At 44.7% G+C, this 12,114-nt stretch carries 12 protein-coding genes; all 12 read left to right on the top strand.

The window, feature by feature from the left end; translation table 11 throughout:
* The first annotated feature begins 132 nt into the window (after positions 1-132).
* A complete protein-coding gene (veg, locus tag ACXAEA_RS01345) occupies positions 133-396 on the top strand; it encodes a biofilm formation stimulator Veg (RefSeq protein ID WP_125481632.1) in 264 nt (87 codons plus the stop codon).
* 152 nt (positions 397-548) lie between these two features.
* Entirely contained in the window at positions 549-728 is a 180-nt protein-coding gene (locus tag ACXAEA_RS01340; RefSeq protein ID WP_475094166.1) for a small, acid-soluble spore protein, alpha/beta type, read from the top strand.
* A gap of 482 nt (positions 729-1,210) precedes the next feature.
* Complete coding sequence (gene ispE / locus ACXAEA_RS01335) at positions 1,211-2,080, top strand: 4-(cytidine 5'-diphospho)-2-C-methyl-D-erythritol kinase (RefSeq protein WP_475094165.1); 870 nt, start codon at positions 1,211-1,213, stop codon at positions 2,078-2,080.
* Between the two features lie 55 nt (positions 2,081-2,135).
* Positions 2,136-2,960, top strand: coding sequence for a pur operon repressor (gene purR / locus ACXAEA_RS01330; protein WP_475094164.1), 825 nt, complete (start codon positions 2,136-2,138; stop codon positions 2,958-2,960).
* 33 nt (positions 2,961-2,993) lie between these two features.
* Complete coding sequence (locus tag ACXAEA_RS01325; RefSeq protein ID WP_475094163.1) at positions 2,994-3,368, top strand: RidA family protein; 375 nt, start codon at positions 2,994-2,996, stop codon at positions 3,366-3,368.
* Between the two features lie 246 nt (positions 3,369-3,614).
* Complete coding sequence (gene spoVG, locus ACXAEA_RS01320; protein WP_023613316.1) at positions 3,615-3,905, top strand: septation regulator SpoVG; 291 nt, start codon at positions 3,615-3,617, stop codon at positions 3,903-3,905.
* A gap of 215 nt (positions 3,906-4,120) precedes the next feature.
* Positions 4,121-5,494, top strand: a complete 1,374-nt coding sequence (gene glmU / locus ACXAEA_RS01315; protein ID WP_475094162.1) for a bifunctional UDP-N-acetylglucosamine diphosphorylase/glucosamine-1-phosphate N-acetyltransferase GlmU — start codon at positions 4,121-4,123, stop codon at positions 5,492-5,494.
* Between the two features lie 16 nt (positions 5,495-5,510).
* On the top strand, positions 5,511-6,467 hold the full coding sequence (locus ACXAEA_RS01310; protein WP_475094161.1) for a ribose-phosphate diphosphokinase: 957 nt from the start codon (positions 5,511-5,513) through the stop codon (positions 6,465-6,467).
* Between the two features lie 154 nt (positions 6,468-6,621).
* Positions 6,622-7,254 (top strand): 50S ribosomal protein L25/general stress protein Ctc, encoded by a 633-nt coding sequence (locus tag ACXAEA_RS01305; RefSeq protein WP_475094160.1) that lies wholly within the window; start codon positions 6,622-6,624, stop codon positions 7,252-7,254.
* 91 nt (positions 7,255-7,345) lie between these two features.
* Entirely contained in the window at positions 7,346-7,909 is a 564-nt protein-coding gene (gene pth, locus ACXAEA_RS01300) for an aminoacyl-tRNA hydrolase (RefSeq protein ID WP_475094159.1), read from the top strand.
* Between the two features lie 158 nt (positions 7,910-8,067).
* A complete protein-coding gene (locus tag ACXAEA_RS01295) occupies positions 8,068-8,298 on the top strand; it encodes an anti-sigma-F factor Fin family protein (RefSeq protein WP_475094158.1) in 231 nt (76 codons plus the stop codon).
* Positions 8,299-8,388: 90 nt separating this feature from the next.
* Positions 8,389-11,925, top strand: coding sequence for a transcription-repair coupling factor (mfd, locus tag ACXAEA_RS01290; RefSeq protein WP_475094157.1), 3,537 nt, complete (start codon positions 8,389-8,391; stop codon positions 11,923-11,925).
* The last annotated feature ends 189 nt before the right edge of the window (positions 11,926-12,114 follow it).

Here is a 12,114-nt window from a genome sequence, read left to right as displayed (position 1 = left end):
AAAATGTTGAAAATTAGAAGAAAAAGAAGACGAAAAAATATTGACTTTAGAATTTATCTACTGTTATAATTTATGTTTTTGTTTGACTAAATTGTGTCAGCGTGTTATACTTTACACAGTGAGGTGGACCGAATGCCAAAAACATTATCGGATATCAAAAAAGCACTTGATTCAAACTTAGGAAAGAGACTCTTGCTAAAGGCCAACGGTGGACGCAGGAAGACGATTGAGCGTTCCGGTGTTTTAGCGGAAACTTATCCTTCAGTTTTCGTCATTGAGCTTGACCAGGATGAAAATGCTTTTGAACGTGTTTCGTACAGCTACGCAGATGTTTTAACTGAAACAGTTGAAATTACCTTCTTTGAGGATACAACAGGATCTATGGCATTGAGCTAATTTTGGCTCAATACGGTACAGGCAGTGGACTTTCGGGTTGCTGCTTTTTATTTTGCCCAAAATGCCGATGGACAGGATAAAATAGGCGCTCATGAAAATCTCCTTTTCAAAAAATACTAAGAAAGCCGTGATGGTAAAAGGAGATGGTTGCGATGGGCAGAAGAAGAGGGATTATGTCTGACAGGTTGAAAGAAGAGCTTGCGAAGGAGCTTGGCTTTTATGATGTTGTCCAGAACGAGGGATGGGGCGGCATCCGGGCGAAAGACGCTGGTAATATGGTTAAGCGAGCAATCGAATTAGCTGAACAACAGCTTGCGAATCAGAAACACTGATCCAGATAGGGATTCTTTGTAAACTGCCGGCTGGCCTGAGTAATGAGGCTGTTGCCACTTAAATTCAGATCCATCACGGTACCGGGGCATTTGCTCCGGTTTTATTTGTTTCTATACCCAGACCTGCATTTTATTAATTCTTTGTGAAATCACTGTATTCGTCAGTATGCAAATGATAAAATAAAGGAATGTTTTTTACAGATGAGTCCTATTTTGGAAAATCGAAGAGCGCTTGTCGGAGCTGACCGGGGCGCTTGCGCTTTTTTGAAAATAATAAAAAGCATATTAATCGCTTTGAGAAATGTCCAGCTCCAGCGCCTAGCCCCTCGAGACACTTCGGTCCGCCCGATGAAGTCAAAGAACGACTTCACTGGTCGGCCCTCCAGCGCTTGTCGGGGCTGACCAAGGCGCTTGCGCTTTTCTTTTCGTTTTGTGGTAAAATAGGACAAAATATGGATTTCGTTTAAAAGTAGGTGGAAGCAGTGAAGGTTTTAGTGAAGGCGCCAGCAAAAATCAACTTGTCGCTTGATGTTTTGCATAAACGTCCGGACGGTTACCATGAGGTGGAGATGGTCATGACGACGATTGATTTGGCTGATCGCATTGAGCTTAGTTTACTAGAGGAAGACAGGATATTAATCCATTCCCATAATCGATTTGTTCCGGATGACCAGCGGAACCTTGCTTACCAGGCAGCGCATCTGTTGAAGGAAAGGTTCCAGGTGAAGAAAGGCGTCCTTATCGGAATCGAGAAGACAATTCCGGTTGCGGCGGGGCTTGCGGGTGGAAGCAGCGACGCGGCAGCAACCCTGAGAGGATTGAATAAACTCTGGAATCTTGGATTGTCATTGGACGAGCTGGCAGTGCTTGGTGCGGAAATTGGCTCGGATGTTTCTTTTTGTGTATACGGGGGAACGGCTCTGGCTACCGGACGGGGGGAGATCATCGAAGAGCTTCCAGCACCGCCGACATGCTGGGTTGTCCTGGCTAAGCCTTTTATCGGTGTGTCGACTGCGGAAGTTTATCGCCGCCTAAATGTTGAGAAGGTTCAGCACCCGTCCACAAAAGACATGATCTCCGCGATTGAAAAAGGTGATTTCAAACAGGTATGTAACAGCGTCGGCAACGTTTTGGAAGATGTGACGCTTGCCCTTTACCCTGAGGTTGCTCAGATCAAGGATCAGATGAAGCGCTTTGGTGCAGATGCCGTTCTCATGAGCGGAAGCGGACCTACAGTTTTCAGCCTGGTGGCACATGATTCCCGCATGCACCGTATTTATAATGGATTAAGAGGATTCTGTGACCAGGTATTTGCAGTCAGGATGCTTGGCGAGCGACACACCCTTGATTAAATCCGGACAATAATGGTATATTAACCTTAAATATTCGGATTTTGGAGGTTCTTGAATGAAATTTCGACGCAGTGAGCGTTTGATTGATATGACGACCTATTTGTTGGAACATCCTCGCCAATTGGTGCCGTTGACCTATTTTGCAGAGAAATATGGTTCTGCGAAGTCCTCAATCAGCGAAGATTTGGGAATCATTAAAGAAACATTTGAACAACGGGGAATCGGTGTCCTCCAGACTGTGCCAGGCGCTGCAGGAGGAGTCAAATTCCATGTCAATGTCAGTAATGACAAGGCAAAAGAAGTCATCGGCGAGCTTTGCGAGGTAATGGCAAGCCCGGAAAGACTGCTTCCAGGCGGTTATCTTTATATGAATGATATCCTTGGCAATCCTGCGATCGTACAGGAAGTCGGCCGTTTGCTGGCATCCGCATATGCCACTAAGGACATCGAAGTCGTCATGACAGTGGCGACGAAAGGGATTCCCATTGCGTATGCAGTCGCCAGCTACCTGAATGTCCCAGTCGTGATAGTCAGGAGGGACAGCAAGGTAACAGAAGGTTCGACGGTCAGTATCAATTATGTTTCAGGTTCGTCAAAGAGAATCCAGACGATGGTGCTTTCCAAACGAAGTCTTGCTGAAGGCTCAAAGGTCTTGATCGTCGATGATTTCATGAAGGCCGGCGGTACGGTGAACGGAATGATTAACCTGCTTGAAGAGTTCAACGCAGAATTAGCTGGTATTGCGGTCCTGGTGGAATCGGAAAATATTGAGGAAAGGCTTGTGGATGAGTACCTTTCACTTGTACGCCTTTCAGATGTCGATGTGAAAGATCGAAAAATTACGGTAAGTGAAGGAAATTACTTTGCTCGTAAAGAATAACTGTTCATACGAAATAATTGATGGGGTGACAATATGAATATTGTACAGACTTCAAATGCGCCAGCTGCAATCGGCCCTTATTCGCAGGGAATTGTTGTGAATAATCTTTTCTTCAGTTCTGGACAGATTCCTTTGACTGCAGAGGGAGTAATGGTAGAAGGGGATATCCAGGCTCAGGCTCATCAGGTTTTCAAAAACCTTAAAGCTGTTCTGGAAGCTGCGGGAGCTTCACTGGAAACTGTGGTAAAAGCAACAGTTTTCATTAAAAACATGGATGAGTTCGCTCAATTGAATGAAGTGTACGGAGAGTATTTCAATGTACATAAGCCAGCCCGGTCAACAGTTGAAGTGGCAAGACTCCCAAAAGATGCTCTTGTAGAAATCGAAGTAGTAGCACTGGTAAAATAATTTACCTAAACACAGTACTCATTGTGCTGTGTTTTTTTTTATAAAAAAATTATTTTTCGCGGCATGGTCAATAGTTCTAAATGCCTATTTACCGGCGCTGACAGACAATGTTAAGGCTTTCAATATGAAAATGTTCACGAATTTGCCCTATTTTTTGAAAATTTTTTTTTGAGAAAGAAGGAGATTTAATTTTAGTGTGGAATTATTTAACTAGAATTTTATCTATTTGTAAAGGTGGTGAACAGAATGGAAGTAACTGACGTAAGATTACGCCGCGTTAATACAGATGGACGGATGAGAGCGATCGCTTCCATCACGCTTGACAACGAGTTTGTTGTCCATGATATCAGGGTGATTGATGGAAACAACGGCCTATTTGTTGCAATGCCAAGTAAACGCACTCCTGATGGAGAGTTCCGTGATATCGCGCATCCGATCAATTCGGGTACACGAGGAAAGATCCAGGATGCTGTATTGGCAGAGTACCACCGTTTAGGTGAATTAGAAGTTGAATTCGAAGAAGCTGGAGCTTCCTAGAAATAGAATGCTAGACACCAAGAGCCTGCTGCATAAGTAAGGCTCTTTTTTATATCCCCGTTTATCCCTTGATAAAACCCGTTTTTAAACTTTTTTTCAAAAAATGCCCCCCTCCCTAAACTGACAAATAATTGTACTTGTTCTTCTATTCTTGAAATGCCCGGCTATTTAAGATATATTCGTAATGGATAAAAAGGTAAATTGGAGGCCTGCTGATGTCGAATCGTTATGCAATCATTTTAGCAGCCGGTCAGGGGACAAGAATGAAGTCCAAATTGTACAAAGTACTTCACCCTGTATGCGGCAAGCCAATGGTACAGCATGTTATTGACCAGGTTAAAAGTCTTAATATAAAGGAAATCGTGACAATTGTCGGCCATGGAGCCGAATTGGTGAAAGAGCAGCTTGGCGAAGACAGCCAATATGCGCTTCAGGCGGAGCAGCTTGGCACAGGCCATGCGGTCCTTCAGGCTGAAGGAATGCTCGCAGCCAGGGAAGGAATCACGATTGTCGTATGTGGTGACACACCTCTGATCAAGGCAGACACAATGGAAGCTTTGTTCAAGCACCATGAAGAAACAAATGCAAAAGCGACCATCCTGACGGCAAGAGCGGATGACCCGATTGGGTATGGTCGTATTGTCAGGAATGCGGATGGCTTTGTCGAGAAAATCGTAGAGCATAAGGATGCGACTGAGCAGGAAAGAAGCATCAATGAAATCAATACGGGTACATATTGCTTTGACAACAAATTATTGTTCGAGGCAATCCAGAATGTATCAAATGACAATGTCCAGGGAGAGTATTATCTTCCGGATGTCATCGAAATTTTGAAGAACAAGGGCGAAATCGTTTCAGCTTATGTAACGGAAAACTTCGCAGAAACATTAGGCGTCAATGACCGGGTTGCCCTTGCAGAAGCTGAGCGCACCATGAAAAAGCGCATCAACGAATTCCATATGCGTAATGGCGTAAGCATCATTGATCCTGATAATACCTATATTGGACCAGATGCAAGAATTGGGCAGGATACTGTCATTTTCCCGGGAACAACGATTTCTGGCAGCACGATTATCGGTTCTGATTGCCAGATTGGGCCAAATAGTGATATTAGCGATTGTGAGATTGGAAACAATACAGTTATCCGCCAATCAGCTGCATACAGCAGCAAAATTGGCTCTGAAGTGAATATTGGTCCTTTCGCGCATATCAGACCTGATTCTGATATCCATGATGAAGTGAAAATCGGCAATTTCGTTGAAATTAAAAAAGCGGTATTCGGCAAAGGAAGCAAAGCTTCCCACTTAAGCTATATCGGTGATGCAGAAGTAGGTGCTGATGTGAACATCGGCTGCGGATCCATCACAGTCAATTACGACGGCAAAAACAAGTTCTTGACCAGGATTGAAGACGGCGTATTCATCGGCTGCAATTCAAATCTTGTTGCACCAGTCACAATCGGAAAAGGCGCATATGTTGCAGCCGGTTCTACGATTACTGAAGATGTTCCAGGTGAAGCACTTGCGCTGGCACGTGCACGTCAAGTCAACAAAGAAGATTATGTAGGGAAAATGAACGTAAAGAAATAAGTCTTGGAGGTCCGTAATGTCAAACCAGTATCTAGACCCAAATTTAAAGGTTTTTTCGCTTAACTCAAATGTTGAACTTGCCCAGGAAATCGCGAAGGTAATTGGGGTAGAGCTAGGTAAATGCTCTGTATCCCAGTTCAGCGATGGAGAAATCCAGATTAACATCGAAGAAAGCATCCGTGGCTGTGATGTGTATGTCATCCAGTCAACTAGTTCACCTGTAAACGAAAATATCATGGAATTGCTGATCATGATTGATGCTTTGAAGCGTGCATCCGCTAAAACAATTAATATTGTTATGCCTTATTACGGCTATGCCCGCCAGGACCGTAAAGCACGCGCTCGTGAGCCAATCACAGCTAAGCTTGTGGCAAACCTGCTTGAAACAGCTGGAGCAACCCGCGTAATCACGCTTGACCTTCATGCTCCACAAATCCAGGGATTCTTTGATATTCCGATTGACCACTTGATGGGTGTGCCGATTCTTGCTGACCACTTCAAGAGCAAAGATTTGAACGGAGATGTTGTCATTGTATCTCCTGACCATGGCGGCGTTACACGTGCAAGAAAGATGGCAGAAAGATTGAAAGCTCCTATCGCGATCATCGATAAGCGCCGTCCGAAGCCGAATGTTGCTGAAGTTATGAACATCGTTGGTAATATTGAAGGCAAGGTTGCCATTTTGATTGACGATATTATCGATACTGCAGGAACAATTACATTGGCTGCAAATGCGTTAGTTGAAAATGGGGCACTTGAAGTATACGCTTGCTGTACACACCCAGTATTGTCAGGTCCAGCAATTGAGCGTATCGAAAATTCCAAGATTAAAGAACTGGTTGTGACAAATTCAATCGCGCTAGCGGAAGAAAAGCGCGTTGACAAGATCCATCAACTGTCTGTTGCTCCATTGATCGGGGAAGCGATCATCCGCGTCCACGAAGAACAATCAGTCAGCACACTTTTTGATTAATCCTTTATAGGAAACACCAGGCTTGCCATCAGGCAGGCCTAATCCTGTTTCCTTGGGAATCGGACTGGCAATAAAAGGTCGAACGTTTAGACCTTCCTGTTTTGGGGCATTTTTTATATAGACAAGACTTAACCAATAGGAAGGGGATTAAACCATGAGTGCAGTATTGAATGCCACTGAACGCACAGGTACTCAACGTTCCGCTTTAAGACAATTACGCAAGGAAGGCAATATTCCAGCAGTAGTGTATGGAAGAAATTCAGAAAATAAGTCGATCTATATCGATGGAATCGAGTTCATTAAGACGATTCGTGAAAATGGCAAAAATGGTGTCATTTCACTTGATATCAATGGGAATCAGCAAGATGTAATGCTGACGGATTACCATCAGGACCATGTGAAAAATGAAATCTTGCATGCTGATTTCCTGGTAGTAGACAAGAGTTCAAAGGTCAATGCAAGCGTAAGGGTGAACCTCGTTGGCGAAGCTGCAGGTGTCAAGGATGGCGGAGTGATGCAGCAGCCTGTCCATGAAGTCAACATCACAGCGACTCCAGGAAGCATTCCGCAGTCGATTGATGTGGATGTATCGAATCTGCAAGTCGGCGAAAACCTGACCCTTGCGGATATCAAAACAGGGAATTACGAATTGAATGATGACGAAAGTACGGTGGTGGTTTCCATCCTTCCTCCGAGACAGGAAGAAGAAATCAATTCTGGTGAAGAACAAGAACCAGGACAACCTGAAAATGAAGAAGGAAGAGAAACAGAAGCCAGCGAAGAATAATACAGCAGCGGACGTAGCCTTAAGGGGTTACGTCTTTTGCGGTTTTCATGTACATTAAATAGAGTAAGCTTTTGGGTTAGGGGTGTGGAAAGTGAAATTATTTGTTGGCCTGGGGAATCCAGGCAGGCAGTATGATAAAACAAGGCACAATATCGGCTTCGATGTGATTGATGAACTGTCAAAACGATGGAATATCCCATTGGATCAGGCGAAGCATAAAGGCTTGTACGGAAAGGGATTCGCAGGTGGTGAAAAGGTCATCCTTTTAAAGCCGCTTACCTATATGAACCTCTCAGGTGAGTCCATAAGGGCCGTCATGGATTTTTATGATATTGATATCGAGGACGTGGTCGTGATCTATGACGACCTGGATATGCCAACCGGCAGAATCCGATTAAGACAGAAAGGCAGTGCAGGAGGGCATAATGGAATCAAGTCAACCATTGCCCACACAGGTACACAGGAGTTCAAACGGATCCGGGTCGGCATCAGCCGTCCGACGAACGGGATGGCAATTACGGATTGGGTGCTCGGCCGGTTCATAGGTGAAGAACAGGATCAGATGTCAGGAGCAGTGGTGAAATCAGCTGATGCATGTGAAGAGTGGCTGAAGAAGCCATTTTTGGAAGTAATGAATACGTTCAATCAAAATTAAATTAATGGTTCGTCCTGAAGCAATCATAGTGAATAACACTCATGCAAAAACATACTTTTAGTAATATAATTTTTAAATAGTATCATACAATAGGCTAAGTGCATAAGTTCCTGCCAAAGGGTCAATAATGATAATGACTGAATTTGGGAGGGACGGGCATGGCGATACATTATTATTGCCGCCATTGCGGCACAAATATCGGCTCACTGGACAGGACGTCTGTCCACAGCGAAAGCCTGGGATTGCATAAACTTACCGACGTGGAACGGCAGGAGATGGTTTCTTACGAAGGCAATGGTGACATCCACATAAAATCGATCTGTGAAGACTGTCAGGAAGCACTGGAACGAAACCCGGACTTCCATCAACACGACTACCTGATTCACTGACAAGCTTTGGATTCCACATCCAAAGCATTTTTCTATTTATAAAATTAGAAATAATAATGCCATTTTATTTAAAGAGAGGGAGAGGTTTGGATGCAGGGGCTGAAAGCTCTTTTTAGTCATCAGGATGATGTCCAGTCTGTTATTTCCGGAATGGATGCCGGGCTCAGGGAACAGCTCGTCGCCGGCCTGTCCGGTTCGGCGAGGACGGTTTTTTTAGCGGCGATTTATGAACAGACGAAGCGCCCCGTCCTGGTAGTGACACATAATCTATTGCAAGCGCAAAAATTATATGATGACCTTGTGAATTTAATAGGGGAAAATGAAGTCTATCTATATCCGGCCAATGAATTGATAGCTGCTGAGATCAGCATTTCAAGTCCCGAGCTTAAAGCACAGCGGATCGAAGCGTTGAATCACTGGAGCAAAAAGAAAACGGGAATCGTCATCGTCCCGATGGCCGGTCTAAGAAAAATATTGCCGCCGAAGGAGCTTTGGTCCAAATTCCAGTTAACCTTCAAGCTTGGTGAAGAAATTGATGTCGAATCCATTCTGCATCGCTTTGTCAGCATGGGGTATGCAAGGGCAGGGATGGTATCGGCTCCAGGTGAGTTCAGTGTCCGCGGCGGGATTATCGACATATATCCGCTCACATCTGCAGATCCAATCAGGATCGAGCTGTTTGACACGGAGGTAGACTCAATCAGGACATTCTCTCTTGAGGACCAGCGCTCCAAAGAAAAAATGAAATCCGTATTGATAGGGCCTGCGACAGAGAACCCGATTGAGAACGAGCAGCTTGGCCGTCTGATTACCGGGCTGGAAGAAGGGCTTGGAAACAGCCTGAAGAAGCTGAAGAATGATAAGGCGAAGACATTGATGGCTCAGAACATAGGCTATGAATTGGAGCAGCTTCGCAATGGACAAAAGCCGGACCAGGTTTTCAAATACTTATCGATCGCTTACGAAAAGCCTCAAAGTTTAATAGATTACTTGCCGTCAAACGGTTTCCTTTTTGTGGACGAAATCAGCAGGGTCCAGGAAATGAACGAGTCTCTGGCTAAGGAGGAGGCAGAATGGTATACGAGCCTCCTGAGTGAAGGGCAGATCATCCATGACCTGAAAATTTCACATCATCTTCCTGAGTTGATGAATAAAGCAGGAAAGCCGATTGTGTATTTGTCTTTGTTTTTAAGGCATGTGCCAAACACGAGTCCTCAGAACATCATCAATATTTCATGCAAACCGATGCAAAGCTTCCATGGACAGATGAATGTCCTCAAGGGTGAAATCGACCGCTGGCGCAAAGGGAACTATGCTGTCATTTTCGTTGGGCCAGATTCTGAACGGGTCAAGAAGCTTGAACGGGTTCTGGAAGACTATGAAATTGATGCGGTGAAAGCGAGCAGCAAACAGGAATTGCTTCCGGGAAAAGTCCAGATCATCCAGGGCAGCCTGAATACCGGCTTCGAATTCCCGATCCAAAAAATCGCAGTGATCACGGAAGAGGAACTGTTCAATAAGAAAACAAAGAAGGCTCCAAGGCGACAAAAACTGTCTAATGCCGAGCGAATCAAGAGCTATTCTGAATTGAAGATTGGCGATTATGTCGTCCATGTAAACCATGGGATCGGGAAATACCTGGGAATTGAAACGCTTGTTATCAACGGTGTCCATAAGGATTACCTCCACATCCGCTACCAGGGTACAGATAAACTGTATGTCCCTGTGGAGCAGATTGATCTTGTCCAGAAATATGTCGGCTCTGAAGGGAAAGAGCCTAAGGTCTATAAGCTGGGCGGAAGTGACTGGAAACGGGTCAAGAGCAAGGTACAGTCATCCGTCCAGAATATCGCGGACGATTTGATCAAGCTTTATGCAGAACGCGAGGCCAGCGTCGGCCATGCTTTCTCTCCGGATGCCGAGATGCAGCGGGATTTCGAATCGTCGTTCCCTTATCAGGAAACAGAGGATCAGATCCGATCGATCCATGAAATCAAGCTCGATATGGAACGGGAACGTCCGATGGACCGTCTTTTGTGCGGTGATGTAGGCTATGGTAAAACCGAGGTCGCGATCAGGGCAGCCTTCAAGGCGATTGCCGATGGCAAGCAAGTAGCTTTCCTGGTGCCAACAACCATCCTGGCTCAGCAGCATTATGAAACGTTGCGTGAAAGGTATCAGGATTTTCCGATCAATATTGGCCTTCTGAGCAGGTTCCGTACTCGAAAGCAGCAAACGGAAACGATCAAGGGGCTGAAAGCTGGGAGTGTCGACATTGTCGTCGGAACACACAGGCTTTTATCAAAGGAAATTGCTTATCGCGATTTAGGGCTGCTGATCATTGATGAAGAACAGCGGTTCGGAGTAACTCATAAAGAGAAAATCAAGCAGCTGAAGACGAATGTGGATGTACTAACCTTAACAGCGACGCCAATCCCAAGGACGCTGCATATGTCGATGCTCGGCGTCAGGGACTTATCCGTCATCGAGACACCTCCTGAGAATCGCTTCCCAGTCCAGACGTATGTCATGGAATATAACGGAGGGCTGGTCCGTGAGGCAATTGAACGCGAGCTTGCCAGGGACGGACAAGTTTATTTCCTTTATAACCGTGTTGAGGATATTGAACGCAAAGCTGAAGAAATCTCGATGCTTGTTCCGGATGCGCGCGTCACCTATGCGCATGGCAGGATGAGCGAAAATGAACTTGAATCCGTTATGCTTGGATTCCTGGAAGGCGAATTCGATGTCCTTGTCAGCACAACAATCATTGAAACAGGCGTCGATATCCCGAATGTCAATACATTGATTGTTTATGATGCTGATAAAATGGGACTCTCACAGCTTTATCAGCTAAGGGGGAGGGTTGGGCGCTCCAACAGGGTTGCCTATGCCTATTTTACCTATCGAAAAGACAAGGTTCTAACAGAGGTGGCCGAAAAACGCCTGCAGGCAATCAAGGAATTCACCGAGCTGGGCTCTGGATTTAAAATTGCGATGCGCGACCTGTCAATCCGCGGCGCAGGTAATCTGCTTGGAGCTGAGCAGCACGGCTTTATCGATTCAGTCGGTTTTGATTTGTATTCACAAATGCTCAAGGAAGCAATTGAAGAGCGGAAGCCTGAAAAAGATCAAGTCCGCAGGCCTTCAATTGAAATCGACCTCGAGCTTGATGCTTATATTCCTGACAGCTATATTTCCGATGGCCATCAGAAGATTGAAATGTATAAGCGATTCCGCGGCATTGATTCAATAAAAGATATCGAGGAATTGAAAGAGGAGATTACCGACAGATTCGGAGATTACCCTGCTGAGGTGGAAACACTTTTCAAAGTAGCGGAATTGAAGGTTTATGCAATTACGGCAGGTGTTGAATCAGTCAAACAGATGAAACAGGATGTCACGATTCTTTTATCTGAAGATGGAAGCAGCAGGATTGACGGGCAAAAGGTATTTAAACTAAGCAGTCAATACCGGAATGCAGTGGGCCTCGGAATGGATGGCAAAAAGCTGAAAATGGTCATTCATACAAGAGGCATGAAGAATGAGCGTTGGTTTGAAATCACATTTGAGATGATTAAGGGGCTTCACGACTCCCAAAAAGAACAGGAAAATACAGTATCGTAACCATTTGGAAATATATTGTAATCTAAATGTAAAGATGGTAAGTGTTTCAAAAAAGATAGACAAGGGTAATTTTTGTGTGTACGCAATTATTAGCTGGAAGGTTTATCCGTTTTTGGCACCTTTATCACTTCTAAGAAAATAATTTTAAGAAGTGTATAGAACTTTCCATATGAAAGATACTAAGTTCAA

Source organism: Mesobacillus sp. ABV4_180 (assembly GCF_056158485.1).
This window is presented reverse-complemented; position numbering and strand designations above follow the sequence as displayed.